Origin of the sequence: Plantactinospora sp. KLBMP9567 (assembly GCF_033446045.1) — a bacterium.
Lineage (GTDB): Bacteria > Actinomycetota > Actinomycetes > Mycobacteriales > Micromonosporaceae > Plantactinospora.
Window position 1 is genome coordinate 149571 of sequence record NZ_JAWQRR010000039.1, and the last position, 15343, is coordinate 164913.

The following is a 15343-nucleotide window of genomic DNA, read 5'->3' on the forward strand; positions in this document are numbered from 1 at the left end:
CCCACCGACGCCGATGTGATAGCTCTGGTGCATGTCCGACGCGATGCTCAGCAAGGTCCGCAAGTTGCTGGCCAAGGCGGAGGACCCGGCCTGCACACCGGCCGAGGCTGAGGCGTTCACCGCCAAGGCGACCGAGCTGATCGCGCGGTACGGGGTGGACCGGGCGCTGCTCGCCGCCCGTGATCCCGGCACGGATCCGGTCGGCGACCGGATCGTCGACATCCCCGCCCCGTACGCCCTGGACAAGGTGGGCCTGCTGGCCGGGGTCGCCGACGCGTTGCGCTGCCGGTCGGTACGCCGGCGCGGCGGTAGCGGGTTCGTCATGCACCTGTTCGGCTTCGCCAGCGACCTGGAACGGGTGGAGCTGCTCTTCACCTCGCTGCTGGTGCAGGCCGCGCACGGCATCTCGGTCGCGCCGGTCCCGCCGGGCGACCATCCGGCCGCGTTCCGCCGCTCCTGGCTGGCCGGCTTCGCCGCGGCGGTCGCCGGGCGGTTGCGCCGGGCCGAGGCGGCCGCCGCCTCGACGGCTCCGTCCGGCGCCCCCTCGGTGGCCCTGGTCCTCGCCGACCGGTCCGACCGGGTCGACCGGCGCCTCGCCGAGGCCTACCCACGACTGCGCGCGGCCGCACCCCGCCGGCTGCTCGGCGGTGGCCTGGAGCAGGGCGCCGCAGCGGGCCGTCGAGCCGACCTCGGCGGCACCAAACTCCGCTCCGGCCGCCCCACCCCGCTCTCCCCGGCCTGACCGGCCGGAGTCGGCCCGTCGCCCCACCCTCCCACCCTCCCGACTGAGCGGCCGGAGCCGGCCCGCCGCCGGTCGGCAGTGGGAGCCGGACGCCGGTTGGCCGGTGCAAAGCGTCGGCGGGGCGTCGACGGAGGTGAGAGGGTGAGGCGGGCGGCCACGGGGGCCGCGTAGCGCCGCTGCCCTGATCTCCGCCGCGCCTGGCGGGCCGGCCGGTCGGGTGGGAGCGGCAGAGGGCACCCATGACCAGGATCGGCGTCGTGCAGTGGCTGCGTCGGCGGGACCCGGACTACCGGGTACTCCGCCGGGGTCTCCGGCTGGCGCTGGTCGCCGGCGCCGGCCTCTTCGGCGGCAGGTACGGCCTGGGCAACCCGCTGCTCGGGCTCTACACCCTCTTCGGGGCGATTGCCCTCGGCTTCATCTCGCAGGTACCCGGTGGCCCCACCCAGCGGGCCCGTACGCTGCTCGCCGCGCTTCCGGCCGCCTGGCTCCTGGTGACCGTCGGGTCGCTCCTCGCGGTAAACACCTGGGTCGCGGCGGCCGGCATGCTGGTGGTGGGATTCGCCATCCCGTTCTCCGGAGTCGGCGGGCCACGGATCCTCGGCCTCGCCACCGGATTGCAGCTCTTCTACATCGCGGCGTCGTTCCCGCCGTACCAGCCGGAGACCCTGCCGTCCCGGCTCGGCGGGGTGACGCTCGGGGTGGGCCTGCTGATCGCCGCCGAACTGCTGCTCTGGCCTGACCCGGCGCCGCCCGGCTACCGGCAGCGGCTCGGCGAGGCGGCCGGTTCGGCGTCCCGCTTCCTCGACCTGCTGGCCGGGCTACCCGTCGGTGCGCCGGTCGACCGCGTCGAACTGTCCCGGCGGGAGGAGGAGGCGGCGGGGGCGATGGAAAGGGTCTGGCTGGCCCGGATCCCGCCTACTCAGCGGCCGGCCTCGGCCGGTCCCCGCGACCGCGCGCTGCGGCACGGCGACCGGCTGCTGCGCCAACTGCTCTATCACGCGTGCCGGATCGCCGGCGACCTCGGCGACGTCCGCGACGACGAGCTGGCCGGGCTGCTGCGGCAGTCGGCCGGCGTCCTGCACGACGCCGGCCAGACACTGCGCGGCGGGGCGGAACCGGTCGAGATGACCCGGCTGACCGAGCTGGAGGCCCGGATCAAAGACCTCTACGACCAGCCGCCGACCATATCGACGCAGGAGTCCGGCCCGGCACAACTGCGCTGGGAGGCGATCTGCCTGCGGGCCGCCGACCACGCCCACGCGTTCGGCGTCGCCGCCCGGATCGCCGCGGGGTCGCGCCCACCGGCCCGGCCGCCCGGCGGACCGGGCCCGGACGAGTTCTGGTACGCCCACCGCTCGCCGTTCGTGCTCTACTGGCAACAGTTCCGGTTCCATCTGACGACCCGCTCGGTCTATCTCCAGGGGGCGATACGGGTCTCCCTGGCCCTGGCCACCGCCCGGGTGGTCGCGGGCTTCCTGCACCTCAACCACGGGTTCTGGGTACTGCTGGCGATCCTCACCCTGATGCGGACCTCGGCGGTCGACACCCGCAGCACGCTGCGCCCGGTGCTGCTGGGCACGCTGCTCGGCGCCGCCGCCGGCAGCCTGCTGCTGTTCGGCGCGGGCGAGGTCCCGGAGGTACTGCTGGTGGTCCTGCCGGTCGCCATGGTGCTGACCTTCGCGATCGGACCGCTGCTGCCACAGCTCTGGGGGCAGTCGCTGTTCACCGTGCTGTTCGTGATGGTCTTCGCCCAAGCCGGCCCGGCGAACCTGCAGATCGCCGGTGCCCGGCTGCTCGACGTGGCGATCGGTGCCGTGCTCGGGGTGCTGGCCGGCCTGCTGCTCTGGCCGAAGGGCGGCAGCGGGGAGCTGCGCCGCTCCATCGCCCGCTATCTGTCGGTGAGCGCCGCCGCGGCCGAGGAGGTGACCCGGACGCTGTCCGGCCGGCCGTCCCGGCAGGACGCGGTCGGTGCGGCCCGGCAGGCGTGGATCCTCGCCGAGGCGTCGTTCCTGCAATACCAGATGGAGCGGGACGATCCCCGGTTGCCGCCGGTCAACTGGCAGGCGGCGCTCGCCGCCGGCCAGCACCTGCACCTCGGCGCGGAGTCCCGGCTGCGCCGGGGCGCGCACGCCCGGCTGACCCGGGTGCAGGACGCCGCCGGCCCGCTCGACGACCTCGCCGGGCGGCTCCGCCGCCGCTACGCCGACCTCGCCGAGCAGGTGTCCACCGGCCGGCTCAGCCGTCCGGTGACCCCGCCCCGGCCACCGGAGGACTTCCCCGCCCGGGTACGCGGTGTGCTGGCGGCGGGTGAGTCCCGGGCCGCCGCGTTGAACCTGGTGGACGTCGAGCTGTGGCTAACCGGCGCCGGGGCCGAACTGGAACGGATCCAACCGGAGAGGACGAAGACGACCGTCGGCCACGGCCAGCCCGGCTGAGCCGGTATGCGGCCGGAGGTTCAGCCCTGGTGGCTGACGCTTTCGACGGCCGCCGCGTAGCGGGAGAGCAGCTCGTACCAGCCGGCGGTGAGCGCCTCACGGTAGCCCTCGGCGGCCTCGCCGTGCCGGTCGAAGTCGCGGTGTTCCACCTCGACCAGGGTGGTTCCGTCGGCCTGCGGCGCGAACCGGGCATCCACCACACTGCTGCGGGCCGGATCCGGCACCGGGGCCCGGTCCGGGCCGATCTGCCAGTTGAACACCAGGCGCCGGGGCGGCTGCCAGTCCAGCACCCGGCCCCAGTCGGCGCGGAATCCGTGCGGGCCGATTTCGTACAACATGCCGCCGCTGCCGGGCTCGATGCCGAGCTTGGCCAGCTTCTGCGGGCCGGACCAGGTGTATTCCTTCACCCACCAGTCGGCGAGACGCTCGGTGAAGACGGTGAAGGCCCGGTCGGCCGGGCCCGGGACACGGAGGCTGCTGCGCACCGAGTACGTGGTGGTGGCCTGCTGGATATCGGAGGCGTTCGTAGTCTCCTGTCCCATAGGCCGGGACCATACCGGCTGCTGCTGAGCTGTGCAGCTTCTACATCGACGGGCGGTCGATCCCTGCGCCGAGCGGTAGATCATCAATGAACCTTTTCAACCTGGACCGCGCGGCGCTTACGCACCGCGTCCGACCCTGCGGTCCCTCGGACCGCAAGGGGAGGTTGAAAAAGGTTCAATGGCCGGTCAGACCGGGCCGCGCGACTACCATCGACCGGGAGCACTGGCCGCGCGACTCGACCCGGCCGCACGCGGGGCGACGGCGGTGGGAAGGAGAGCCGGCGTGCCCGACGATCCCGCCGCGTACCGCCTGGGCGGTCGTCGGGCTGGCCGGGATGCTCGGCGCCGGCACCCTCACCGCCGCCGCCTGGTACGCCCGCCGTGGCCTCGGCACCGGCCTGCCGATCCGACCCGGCTGGCCCGGGCGGTACTGCTGGCCCGGGTCGGCCGGATCGGGATGGTGCTGGTCGCGGTGATCGCGGCGGTACTCGGGGTGGTGCTGGCGCCGGACGGGGCCGAGCGTGATTTCGCCATCCTGGCCAGTACCGGCCTCGCCGCCCTGCTCGCCCTCTTCGCCGTACTCGCCAGCGACCTCACCCGGCTCCTGCGCCATTCCGCCCCGGTTCCTGACCGAGGCAGCGGGTAGCGTCTGGCCCGCTACAGGCGGCCAGATGCTCCGTTGATCAGCGGTCACTCGCAGCCGACGCCGTCTCCGTCGCGGTCGAGGTGGCGGCCGTAGCCGGGGTCGCCCCTGCGGATCGGGTCGGCACCGGCGGCCCGGACGGCGGTGCAGTTCTTGTAGTAGACCGACGACGACCCGCCGTCGTCGCCGTCGTCGTTGTCGCCTGGTGCCGGGCCCTCCGACGACTCGCACGCCCGGCCGTCGCCGTCCCGGTCCAGCCCTGCCCGGTAGCCGGGCTGGCCCTTGCGCAGCGGCGCCTTGCCGGCGTCGTGCACGGCGGAGCAGTTCCGGTAGTAGACCGGCTTCGGCGGGGCCTTACTGGTGGGCTTCGGTGGTGGAGGTGCGGCGGCGGTGGTGGCCGGCGGGGTGGGTTCGGGTGCGCTGGTCACCACCACCGGCGCAGGCGTCGTCGGTTGGCTGGTGGCCTGGGCCGCCGCCGGCTCCCGGTCGGGGTCTGCGTCGTCCGGGGAGAGCGCGGAGATGACCGAGGTGCCGCAGCAGGCGAGGACGGAGAGACCGAAGATGCCGAGTACGGCGACACCGAGCTGCTGCGCGGTGGTGAGCTTCCGGGGTTGCCGAACCGGCCTAGGTGAGTGTGCTTGCTGGCCCGGGATGGGTTGCTGGCCCCGGATGGCTGGTGGAGGTTGCCGGTCCCAGGGGTCTTGCGGTGGCGGTGGATACGACATTGTCGCAGTGTTGCGCCGCGCCTACGCTCCGGATAGCGCTTGATCGGGTCGGACCGGCGGCTGACCGTCGTCGAGGCGTGCGGAGTCGGCCTCGTTCGCCCGGCCATCCGTCCGGCGTCCCGGATCGTCCTGCCCGGTCGGCGCTCCGGCCAGCCACCCGTGGCTCGCCCGGTGCCGGCCGTAGGGTGGCGGTCAGGCCGAGCGGAGACCGACGTACTGGCAGTGCTCGCATCTGTTCGGTCCACGCAGCGAAGGCGAACGAACTGGCGCCTCGTGCCTGGACCCCAGCAGGCTGACGCGGGGTCGCGGCAGGAGATGCCTTCTTGCCCCGACTGCCTCGCCCCGGGGTTGTCCTGGCTGGGGGTGTGGGTGACGCCCACGGTCGTGTGTAGAACCAGGCTGACCAGCTCAGCTGCGCGTCCACCTCGGGCGGGTCAAGAGTGGGATAGTGCCGGACCAAATCGATTTATGGATAGCCGGAAACGGCGATGTTGGCTGGCAATATCAGGTGATCGATTGATGGCCTTGCGTCAATAGTGGCCGAATTATCGTGAAATGGAGCTGCGACGCGATCGGTAAACCCGGCAGCGGGCGAACGATGTGTTTCTGGCAAGCGCCGACGCGCCACTCTCTTGCTTCGTCTCGAAATCCGAAGATATTATTAGATCGGGCTAAATGTGGGCATAGTGCTCGTTGGATATCCACATTCCGTGTAGGTATTGCGTACGATCGGTTAAATCGTCCGTCATCACCGGGGGAGGTAGCGATGCCGGCGCAGGCCGCTGACGAGCTGAGCGTATATATCTCATCGACGGCACGGGACCTCGGTCCCTATCGCAGCGCCGTGCTCGGCGCGCTCCGGCGGCTCGGATGCCGCTGCGTGGCGATGGAGGACTATGGCGCCGATTCCGTCCCTCCCCTTGACCGCTGCATTGCCGACGTCCTCTCCTGCGACGTCTACGTCGGAATCGTGGCGTGGTCCTACGGGTTCACCCCGCCCGGCGGCGGGCAGTCCTTCGTCATGGCCGAGTACGACGCGGCCAAGCGCGGCAAAATCCCGGCGCTGATCTTCCTCGTGAAGGAGGACCACCCCTGGTCCCCGGCGTACATCGACCGCGGCTCGGACGGCGACAAGCTCGACGCGTTCCGCGAGAGGCTCAAGAACACCGAGCTGGTGGACTTCTTCACCACTCCGGACGATCTCGCCGTCCGGGTGTCGGCCGCGGTGGGACGGCTCGCGCTCCGCAGGAGGCTGACGTCCGCGCTGCCGGAGATGGGGCTGACCACCGAACTGCTCGAGGCGTACCAGGAATGGGTGATCGACCGGTACGGGTACGTCGAGCTGGTCGGAGTGGGCGCCAAAGAGATCTTTCTGCTGCTCTCCGACATCTTCGTGACCCCGGAGCTACGACGGTTCCACACCCGGCAGTCGTCGCCCGCACAGAGCGAGGCCCGCACCACGATGAACGATCTGCTGGCGGACGCGGCCGGTACCCAGGGCGTGGTGGTCGTTGGCGAACCAGGATCCGGAAAGACCACGCTGCTGCTCCACCTGCTGGAGTCGATTCTCCAGGTTGGCGGGGCGTCCCTCGGGCTGGACACCGACACCCTGCCGATCTTCGCCTCCCTCCGGAAGCTCAGCACGGCCGGACTCCACCAGCCCCTGCCGGTCGTCCTCCAGAACGAGTTGGCCGCGTCGGCGCCCGGCCGGTTTCCCGACGACTTCGTCCAGCGGCTCTGGCGTCGTGGCCGGATCGTCCTGCTACTGGACGGGCTGGACGAGGTCGGCCAGTCGGCGGACCGTGCCGCGGTGGTGGACTACCTGCGCGGTCAGGCCCAGGGCCTGCGTACGCGCGGGATCAAGCTCGTGCTGTCCTGCCGCTCGGCGGCGTACTCGGAAGCGGTGCAACTCGGTTCCCGGTTCTCCTTCGTCGAGGTTCTGCCCCTGGACGCGGTCCGGACGGAGCACTTCGTGGAGCGGTGGTTCGACGCCGCCGACCGCCTGATCGGCTCCGCCGACGGGCAGCCCGGAACCGGCAACCAGGCGCTGAGGGACGAGCTGATCGGCAGCCTGCGGCCGCGCGCCGCGGCCAGCCAGAACCTTGCGGTCCTCACCTCGTCCCCGCTCATGCTCAGCCTGCTCTGCGTGATCGCGCTGCGTGGTGGCGAGGTCCCGCAGGATGCCGTGGACTTCTACCGCGAATGCCTGCGTACCCTGCTCGGTCGCTGGTCGCGGACCAAGGGCATCGAGCCACCGCTTTCCGCGTCGAACGCCACTGAGGTGCTGCGGTACGTCGCGTTCAACGTACACAACGCGAAGCGGCGTGACTTCGACTCCGCCGAGTTCGTCAGCATGCTCGCCGAGCCGCTACGCGAGCTGATGGCCGCCGGCGAGGACCGGGTCAACCCACATGAGCTGCTCGAATGGTTCTGGCTCGGAGCCGGCGTGCTGACCCGGCTGGCTCCGGACACGTACGGCTTCACGCACCTGACCCTTCAGGAGTTCTTGACCGCCTCCTACCTGGCCGACGACGTGGAGGCGCTCCGGCGGGTCGCGTTCAACATCGGTAACAAGTGGTGGCGCGAGGTCTTCATCTTCACCGTCCAGCTGGCGTCGCGGGACACGGCTGCGGAGTTCTTCACCGCGGTCCTCCGGCCCGACCTGCTGAGCACGGCGAGCACGATGATCCGGGATTGCGTGAACCACGTCGACTTCATCCAGCCCAAGCCGTTCGTCCGATTCCTGGAGGATCCGGCCACCCCTGCCGGGCCGAAGGCCGACGTGCTCCGGATGTTCGTCAACCGGCGGGACAGCGAGGTCATCCGGGTGGCCCGCTCGCTCGCGCATCACCGTGACCCCCAGGTCGCCTCGCTGGCGGCGCGGATCGTGGAACGGTCGGCGGGTGGGGCCACCGCAGCCGGTCAGGTGCAGCTCGTGGCGGACCAACCGGTGATCGACGAGCTGACCGGGATCGTCATGCTGCCGATCCCGCCAGGCGAGTTCACCATGGGCTCGCTGGAGGTCAGCAGGGCGGAGCGGCCGCCGCACACCGTCCGGCTCTCCCGGTTCTGGCTGGCCGAGACGTCGGTGACGAATCGCCAGTACGAGATCTTCCTGCAGGAGACGCATCACGCCGAGCCGGCCTTCTGGCGGGAGCCGCGATTCGCCGGGCCGGAATTGCCCATCGTCGGGGTCAACTGGTACGACGCCTTGGAGTTCTGCCGCTGGCTCTCCACACGCACCGGCCTGCCGTACACGCTGCCCAGCGAGGCCCAGTGGGAGTACGCGGCGAGGTCGACGGACGGCCGACGTTATCCGTGGGGCAACGAGAAGCCCGACCGCACCCGGGCCTGCTACTACGACGGCGACGTGGACAGCCGCCCGGAACCGGTGGGCTCCTTCCCGCTCGGCCGGGGTCCTTTCGGTTGCCTCGACCAGGCCGGGAACGTCTGGGAGTGGTGCCTCGACGTCTGGGATCCGGATGTCTACAGCCGCCGCGTCGGCGAGACCCCGATCGACCCCATCGCGAGCACTGGCCTGGTGGCCATGCGCGTGCTGCGCGGCGGCAACTGGTGGTTCACGGTCGAAGGGCTCGACGCGTCTTACCGCTTTCGTAATCCCGTGGATAATCGAAATGATGACATTGGATTCAGAGTGGCATTGAACCAACTTTAGGTCGGAGGCGATATTGCGCGTCGGAACGTTCCGTGACCTTTCCTTCTTCGCGATCAGCCGCCGCCGTCTGCTGGTTTCCGCCTGCGACGCCGCCGGTGGTATCGGTGCGAAGCCGGACGACTTCGAGCAAGCCTCTCCGGTCAGCGTCGGTTATTTCTGTATGCGCGTAGCGTTGTTCGAGCTATTGACGGTCAACGCTGCTCCTTGTAGTGTCTCATGCACGTTGAGTGTCGAGCGCGAGCCTACCGCCCGACGCCTGCTGGATGGGATCAATCAGCAACTTCGTGAGGAGAACCTGATTGATTCGATCGCCTATGTGATCAGTTCGGAAAACAATTTCCCCACGCTCCAGACATCGCTGGGAGTCACGGCGACTGGGCTGGCCAGGCGACGTGGCTTCTTCCGGGAACGCATCAGGGAAGGAGATCAGGTGGTGCAACTGGGCGAATGTCTTGTCGGGGGCGATGCCCGGGTGGATCATCCCCAAATGATCGATCTGCGGACCGTCCGGTTCTTGATGCGTGATCGGTTCGTGCATGAGGTGATCCCCATCGGATCCGGCGGCGTCGAGGGCGAGACCGCCCAGTTGGCCGCTCGCGGGGTCAGCGTAGCCATGGAACGCGGCCCGGAACTTCGCCGCAGCGGTGGCCCGGCGACGGCCGCGCTGGTCGTGGCGTCACCTCGGCTGGACGTCGCGCGGTTCGCGGCTCAGCCCCGTGGGGTGCTCCACGTCCGGTCGATCGGCCGGGTGACATCGATGGAACGGGGCCGGCGTTGACCGCCGAACCCGGCCCCGTCGCGCTGGTCACCGGCGGTGCGACCGGCATCGGCCGGGCCACGGCGCTCAACCTCGCCGAGTCCGGTGCGCGAGTTGTCGTGGGCTATCTGAACAGTGTCGACGCGGCGAAGGACCTGGTCGGTCAGATCGGTCCGGACAACAGCCTGGCGGTCGTCGCCGACCTGGCCGAGGAGAGCGGCGCGGATTACCTCGTCAACCGGGCGATGGACAAATTCGGGCGTCTCGACCTCATCGTGAACAACGCGGGTGCCACCGTGGCCCGCGTACCGGTCGAGTCGTTGCCGACGGCAACCTGGAACCGCGCGCTCGCCATTAATCTCACCAGTGCCTTCGCCGTCTGCCGAGCCGCGATACCGCACCTGCGGCCGGGTAGTTCCGCCATTGTGAATGTGACATCGTCGTCCGCGTTCAGCGGAGGCAGCAACGGCGCCGTGCACTATGCCGCGGCCAAAGCCGGACTCGTCGGATTCACCCGCGGACTGGCCGCCGAACTGGCCAGCCGTCGTATCCGGGTGAACGCGGTGGCGCCCGCCTCGATCGAGACCGAATTTCACGTCCGGTGGCCGTCGGCCACCTCTCCGGACTCGTGGGTGAAGAACATACCACTGAGCAGGCTCGGATCGTCGCAGGACGTCGCCGGCACGATATGTTTCCTGCTGTCCGAGGCCGCCTCGTTCATAACCGGACAGACCATTCACGTCAACGGCGGTTCCCGGATGTACTAAAGGCACTGTTCGGATGGTTATATCGAGAGTCGGGAAGGTTGACATGACCAACGAATCCGCACCGGATCCGCGGATCGCCGCCGTTGTCTACGCGCGAAAAGCGGCGGCCGTGACCTTGGCGGAGGCCATCAGAGCGGGTGACTCCCAGGTCACCGAGAAGGGCGTCTGCGACCGATGGTCGGCTCTGCTCGCGGCGGATCCGAGGCTCCTGGCGGAAGGCTGGTACCAGCCGCCACCGAATGGAGTGAGCGCGCTCATCGGCGAGGGGCCGGACTGGGCCCGGATGAGCTACGTGTCTCTCCGTCACCAGCAGACGTGGCCACGGGACGACATCCAGCTCAAGCCCGGCTCGCTCATGTACGCGTACGCGTCACCAGTGGTCGCGGACAGCTTCATGATCGGCGACCTCGGAGTCACGGTGTACGGCGGCGAGGACGAGCAGATCTGGGAACACCTGAGCACCTGCTTCGAGATCACCGCCGCCGTCGCCGCGTACGCCGAGGTCGGCATGGAACTGCGGGAGCTCTACAACTTCGCGGCCGGACTGATGGAGAAGGCCGCACTGGTCAACGAGACGTACAGCACCACCGACGTCTCCGGCGGTGTCGACATCGGCCACACACTGCCGTGGACGTACGAGGAGCCGACCACGGAGCAGCTGGGCGAGCTGCGCAGCGGTGATTTCCGCCGGATGGCGAAGGCGATCAGCATGGCGCGGCTCTTCCACAACGCGGAGGAGCGGCAGAAGATCGAGCCCACGATGGCGTTCACCGTGGAACCTCGCATGGCGGGGCCCGACCGGCCGCTGGCCAGCTTCCACGTCCTGGTCTCGTTCGACCAGGGGGTCAAGCGGATCCACTGCGACTTCGCGGAGATCTTCTCGCTCTTCGGCATGAATTCCCGGCTGCCGCAGCAGGCACTGACGACGCTGGGCTGCCTCTAAGCGCCAACTGCCTTACCGCCTCGGCCGGTGGGCCGTCCGAACTCGGGAAGGACGAAAGATGGATCACGCTAAGTACCTGCTGGACCGAGGCGGCAAGGTGGTCGTTTCGCTGGGGGGCGCGCGTTGTCCCATCAACTGCGCGCACTGCTACGTCTTCGCGCCAGGCTTCCAGTTTTTCCCATCCCGGGAGCCTGAGCACATCGTTCGCGATCTGGAGAGCTTCGGGTCCGCCCTCACCGCCGTGTACCTGTCCGGCGACATCGAACCGTTCCTCGAGCCGCAGGCGGCGGTGACGTTTCTCGCCGAGGCGTCCCAGAAGCTGGACTGCGACCTCCTCTTCACCACCCGGCTGATCATCGAGCACCGCTGGTTCCCGCCACTGCGGGAGATCGCCGACCGGCAGTTCGCCAAGGGCCGTCTGCTGGTGGGCTGCGTCTCGATCCCCGCCTGGGACAGCTACCGGCGCATCGAACGCAGCAGGAGGGTCGCGGCGCCGGCCGAACGGGTCCAGCAACTCGGCCGCTTCCTGACCGACCTGCGCATACCCACGATGCTGGCGGCCCGGCCGATCCTTCCGGCGGAGGTGGTCAGCCCCGCCGAGTACGGCCGGCTGATCCGGGCCGCCGCACCGCACAGCACCGTGGTGCTCGGTGAAACGCTGTTCCTGGACACCGACGGCGTGCTGGAGCGACGGCTCGGGATCTCGGTCGAGGATTCGCCCGAGATTGCCAAAATGAGCTTTTTCGACCAGGAACGCGAGTGGAAGGTCGTCGACCTCCGAGAGCAGGTGGACACCGTGGCGTCCCTCTGCCAGAAGCTCGACAAGCCGTTCTATCTGCGGAGCATGCCAGGAATCGAACTGATCCGTGGATATTGGGACCGGGACCGGCTGGACCTGAACCTCGCCAGCACTTACCCCTTGCCGGTGCCCGACTTCGAGATGAAGCACTAGGGGGCGACGTGAGGATTCTCGGACTCAACATGGGAGTCACCCGCGACGGTAGCGTGCAACTCAAGGACGGAGCGGCTGCGCTCGTGGAGGACGGCCGTGTGGTGGTCGCCGTCGCCGAGGAACGCCTGTCCCGCTCGAAGCACATGGGCGGCGCCGATCTGGCGTTCCGGTACTGCCTGGACACCGTGGGCCTGGCGCCGGACGACCTCGACATGCTGGTCATCAGCACGTGCAGCGAACCCGCCGCCGAGGACGGATACGGCGCCGCACACTTCGGAGTGGCCGCGGAGAAGGTACGCGCGATGCCGTCACACCACCTGTCGCACGCCGCGTCCGCGTTCTTCCTCTCGCCCTTCGAAGGCGCGGCGATTGCGGTCCTCGACAACGAAGGCAACCTGCTCGGGGAACCTGCGGCCCGCCGGTGGCACAGCCGGTTCGAGCGGAACTCTTATTACCTGGGCCAGGGACACGACCTGCGTCGGCTGTCGGACGCCGACGACGGACTCGACGAGTCGGAGATCGGCCCCGGCGAGGTGTACCGACACTTCACGTACTACCTCGGCTGGCGGTCGTACGTCTACGCGGGCAAGACGATGGGCCTGGCCGCGTTCGGCCGGCCGGGTGCCTTCGGCGATGTGCCGCTGTTCACGGTGGCCGGCGGCAAACTGCGTACCAAGCTGCCGAACGGCCACGACGAGCCGACGTCGACGGTGCGTCTGTTCTGCGCGTCCCACGGCGTCGACCTCGGACCACCGCGGCGCCCCGATGAGGCGCTGACCCAGCGGCACGCGGACATCGCCCGCCTGGTTCAGGACGCCCTCGAGGAGGCGCTCGTAGCGAAGCTCCGGGCGCTGCGGCAACTCACCGGATCCGACAACCTTTGCCTGGCGGGCGGCGTCGCGCTGAACTGTGTGGCGAACCGCCGGATCCTCGACGAGACCGGCTTCCGGCGGATTTTTGTCTCCTCGGCGCCGGGCGACACCGGACAGAGCATCGGGAACGCGATGTGGGGTTGGCACGTCCTGGCCGGGCAGAAGCGATTCCCGTACGGCGAGTCCGCACCCGCCCAGCTCGGCCGCGTCTACCCGGCGTCGGAGATCCTCGCCGCGGTCCGTTCCCTGCCGTCGTCGTTCGAGGTCGGGCGGTCCGAGAACGTGGCAGCCGAGGCGGCCGCCCTGGTCGCGGCGGGATACGTGATCGGATGGTTCCAGGGCGGAAGCGAACTCGGCCCCCGCGCCCTCGGCGGCCGGTCGATGGTCGCCGATCCGCGCCGGGCGGCCATGCCCGACTACCTCAACCTTGTCGTGAAACGGCGGGAATCGTTCCGGCCGTTCGCCCCCAGCGTCTTGGAACACCAGGCGAGCAAGTTCTTCGACCTGCCGCAGAATGCGCCCTACATGGAGTTCACCGCGGCCGTTCTTCCCGAGGTACGCCCGGTCGTACCGGCGATCGTGCACATCGACGGGACAGCTCGCCTGCAGACGGTGCCGGCCGGATCGGGCATCTACGCGGCCCTTATCGAGGAGTTCGAACGGATCACCGGCGTCCCGATGGTGCTGAACACCTCGTTCAACCTTGGCGGGGAGTCGATCGTGGAGACGCCGGCGGACGCCGTGGACTGTTTCGCCCGGTCCCTTCTCGACCGCCTGGTGATCGGCGACTTTATTGTGCGCCGACAGGGCCCGGCCGACACAACCGGGTTCGACAGGTGGGGCACCGATGGCTGAGCCCATCGATGGCGTACTCGCCCGGCTCGGCGTGAGGAGACGCGGCGACGCGGTGTTGTCTCATCCAGCGGAGCGGTTCGGCCTGCCTCGCGAACTACCGGCGGCAGCTGAGGTGATCCGCGAACTGACGATGGCCCTGGACCAGATCTGCGCGGCCCGCGACTTCCCGAAGGGGTGCGGCCTAGCGGCGCCGCAGCTGGGAATCGCCCGCGCCGCAGCCGTGGTCCGGATAGCCGGGGCAGCGGATCTGGCACTGATCAACCCCCGGATCGTCTCGACGTCCGGCGAGGACGTCCGCTGGGAGGGCTGCCTGTCCTTCTTCGACGTTCGAGGCCAGGTGGTGCGCCCGGCAGAGCTGGCACTCCAATGGACCGCACCCGACGGCGAAACGATAAGCCGCACTTTCGACGGCGCCACCGCCCGAATGATCGGCCACGAGTGCGATCACTTGGAAGGCATCCTCTACGCCGATCGGCTATCCCCCGGAACCACCCTGGTCGGCCTGGACGAATACCAGGACGGCGACCGAGCCTGGCAGTACTGACCCTGGCGATTCGCAGTACTCGCGGAGGTGGGGCAGCCGTCGGCGTGCAGATAATCGGAAGTGGCTCGACCAGTGGCTCGACGAGTTGACCGCCGCGAACCGTCAATACGGTCAAGAACTACCCGGTCACGTACGGGACCGGAGGAGACCGCGCGGTTCTAGAGCACGTGCTTGAGGACCGGCTTTCGGCGCTCTACGAGCTGGCCGCGTACGCCGGGCTCCGCAGGGCGAAGTTGTGCGGTCGGCGTTGGTCTGACATCGACGCCAACGGTGCTGGCCTGCGCGTGCGGCGGAGGATGGTGGCGGTCACGCGTGACCAGGTAACGCCCGAGCAGGCGGCGTGCCCGGTATGTGGTGAATTTCACGTCGGTCGGCTGTTCAAGGCGCCGAAGTCCCGCCAGCGCCGCCAATGGGTGCCGCTGGCGGTGTCCGCGCAGGAGGCGCTCGGCCGACATCGCGCCGGGTAGCAGGAGGAGCGCGCCTCGTCGGAACACCGATGTGAGCAATCCGTGAGCAGACAGCTCGATCGGAAGGTGCTGGGCGGTCGCAGAAGCAAAGCGCCGACCGGCGTTTCCGCTGGTCGGCGCTGCTTAGCCCGGCGAAAGGCTATGTGGCCAGGGGCGGGGTCGAACCGCCGACCTTCCGATTTTCAGTCGGACGCTCGTACCAACTGAGCTACCTGGCCGGGTTACTCGGCTCATGTTACCTGGGTGACCGACTCGCTGCCGCCCCTGGGTAACCTGCTCCGAAACGCAGAACGCCGCGCGTGTACACGCGCGGCGAGCGGCGCTGGCGGTCCTGACGGGACTTGAACCCGCGACCTCCGCCTTGACAGGGCGGCGAGCACTCCAACTGCTCCACAGGACCTTGCTCTTACTGCTGCCCGGCCG

General features: G+C 69.4%; 13 protein-coding genes and 2 tRNA genes. 11 read left to right on the forward strand and 4 right to left on the reverse strand.

Features of this window, described 5'->3' with window-relative positions:
* Positions 1-31 precede the first annotated feature (31 nt).
* Both R6Y94_RS29030 and R6Y94_RS29035 read left to right on the forward strand, forming a co-directional pair.
* A complete protein-coding gene (locus R6Y94_RS29030) occupies positions 32-742 on the forward strand; it encodes a DUF2786 domain-containing protein (protein WP_318399016.1) in 711 nt (236 codons plus the stop codon).
* A 239-nt stretch (positions 743-981) separates the two neighbouring features.
* The gene (locus tag R6Y94_RS29035) at positions 982-3177 is read left to right on the forward strand and encodes an FUSC family protein (RefSeq protein WP_318399017.1); all 2196 of its coding nucleotides are present in this window, start codon (positions 982-984) and stop codon (positions 3175-3177) included.
* A gap of 20 nt (positions 3178-3197) precedes the next feature.
* Here R6Y94_RS29035 and R6Y94_RS29040 read toward each other — a convergent pair whose 3' ends face one another.
* Positions 3198-3719, reverse strand: a complete 522-nt coding sequence (locus R6Y94_RS29040; RefSeq protein WP_318399018.1) for an SRPBCC family protein — start codon at positions 3717-3719, stop codon at positions 3198-3200.
* Positions 3720-4002: 283 nt separating this feature from the next.
* Here R6Y94_RS29040 and R6Y94_RS29045 point away from each other — a divergent pair, with 283 nt between their 5' ends.
* On the forward strand, positions 4003-4365 hold the full coding sequence (locus R6Y94_RS29045; protein ID WP_318399019.1) for a hypothetical protein: 363 nt from the start codon (positions 4003-4005) through the stop codon (positions 4363-4365).
* A gap of 44 nt (positions 4366-4409) precedes the next feature.
* Here the strand turns inward: R6Y94_RS29045 and R6Y94_RS29050 are convergent, their stop codons facing one another.
* The gene (locus tag R6Y94_RS29050; protein ID WP_318399020.1) at positions 4410-5087 is read right to left on the reverse strand and encodes an excalibur calcium-binding domain-containing protein; all 678 of its coding nucleotides are present in this window, start codon (positions 5085-5087) and stop codon (positions 4410-4412) included.
* A gap of 766 nt (positions 5088-5853) precedes the next feature.
* Between R6Y94_RS29050 and R6Y94_RS29055 the strand changes: the two genes are divergently transcribed.
* The 8 genes from R6Y94_RS29055 to R6Y94_RS29090 all read left to right on the forward strand — a co-directional run bounded on the left by R6Y94_RS29055 (position 5854) and on the right by R6Y94_RS29090 (position 14920).
* Positions 5854-8763: an SUMF1/EgtB/PvdO family nonheme iron enzyme gene (locus tag R6Y94_RS29055; protein ID WP_318399021.1), complete on the forward strand. Its 2910-nt coding sequence runs from the start codon at positions 5854-5856 to the stop codon at positions 8761-8763.
* 13 nt (positions 8764-8776) lie between these two features.
* Entirely contained in the window at positions 8777-9541 is a 765-nt protein-coding gene (locus R6Y94_RS29060; RefSeq protein ID WP_318399022.1) for a hypothetical protein, read from the forward strand.
* Positions 9538-10287: an SDR family NAD(P)-dependent oxidoreductase gene (locus R6Y94_RS29065; RefSeq protein ID WP_318399023.1), complete on the forward strand. Its 750-nt coding sequence runs from the start codon at positions 9538-9540 to the stop codon at positions 10285-10287. The genes R6Y94_RS29060 and R6Y94_RS29065 overlap by 4 nt, the downstream gene beginning before the upstream one ends.
* Before the next feature lie 43 nt (positions 10288-10330).
* Positions 10331-11230: a M24 family metallopeptidase gene (locus R6Y94_RS29070; RefSeq protein WP_318399024.1), complete on the forward strand. Its 900-nt coding sequence runs from the start codon at positions 10331-10333 to the stop codon at positions 11228-11230.
* 58 nt (positions 11231-11288) lie between these two features.
* Complete coding sequence (locus tag R6Y94_RS29075; RefSeq protein ID WP_318399025.1) at positions 11289-12182, forward strand: hypothetical protein; 894 nt, start codon at positions 11289-11291, stop codon at positions 12180-12182.
* Positions 12183-12190: 8 nt separating this feature from the next.
* A complete protein-coding gene (locus tag R6Y94_RS29080; protein WP_318399026.1) occupies positions 12191-13909 on the forward strand; it encodes a carbamoyltransferase in 1719 nt (572 codons plus the stop codon).
* Entirely contained in the window at positions 13902-14453 is a 552-nt protein-coding gene (locus tag R6Y94_RS29085) for a peptide deformylase (protein WP_412102913.1), read from the forward strand. Before R6Y94_RS29080 ends, R6Y94_RS29085 begins: the two co-directional genes overlap by 8 nt.
* Positions 14454-14620: 167 nt before the next feature.
* Entirely contained in the window at positions 14621-14920 is a 300-nt protein-coding gene (locus tag R6Y94_RS29090) for a hypothetical protein (RefSeq protein ID WP_318399028.1), read from the forward strand.
* 144 nt (positions 14921-15064) lie between these two features.
* On the opposite strand, the gene R6Y94_RS29095 is transcribed toward R6Y94_RS29090, so the two are convergent.
* Together R6Y94_RS29095 and R6Y94_RS29100 are read right to left on the reverse strand one after the other, a co-directional pair.
* Positions 15065-15138 (reverse strand) — tRNA-Phe (locus tag R6Y94_RS29095).
* A gap of 105 nt (positions 15139-15243) precedes the next feature.
* Positions 15244-15320: transfer RNA gene (locus R6Y94_RS29100), tRNA-Asp, on the reverse strand.
* Positions 15321-15343: the final 23 nt, after the last annotated feature.

What these genes read in the sequence shown, in the direction of transcription:
- R6Y94_RS29070 (WP_318399024.1), top strand. Translation starts at nt 10,331, where the DNA reads ATGACCAACGAATCCGCACCGGATCCGCGGATCGCCGCCGTTGTCTAC.
- R6Y94_RS29075 (WP_318399025.1), top strand. Translation starts at nt 11,289, where the DNA reads ATGGATCACGCTAAGTACCTGCTGGACCGAGGCGGCAAGGTGGTCGTT.
- R6Y94_RS29055 (WP_318399021.1), top strand. Translation starts at nt 5,854, where the DNA reads ATGCCGGCGCAGGCCGCTGACGAGCTGAGCGTATATATCTCATCGACG.
- R6Y94_RS29030 (WP_318399016.1), top strand. Translation starts at nt 32, where the DNA reads ATGTCCGACGCGATGCTCAGCAAGGTCCGCAAGTTGCTGGCCAAGGCG.
- R6Y94_RS29085 (WP_412102913.1), top strand. Translation starts at nt 13,902, where the DNA reads ATGGCTGAGCCCATCGATGGCGTACTCGCCCGGCTCGGCGTGAGGAGA.
- R6Y94_RS29050 (WP_318399020.1), bottom strand. Translation starts at nt 5,087, where the DNA reads ATGTCGTATCCACCGCCACCGCAAGACCCCTGGGACCGGCAACCTCCA.
- R6Y94_RS29040 (WP_318399018.1), bottom strand. Translation starts at nt 3,719, where the DNA reads ATGGGACAGGAGACTACGAACGCCTCCGATATCCAGCAGGCCACCACC.
- R6Y94_RS29035 (WP_318399017.1), top strand. Translation starts at nt 982, where the DNA reads ATGACCAGGATCGGCGTCGTGCAGTGGCTGCGTCGGCGGGACCCGGAC.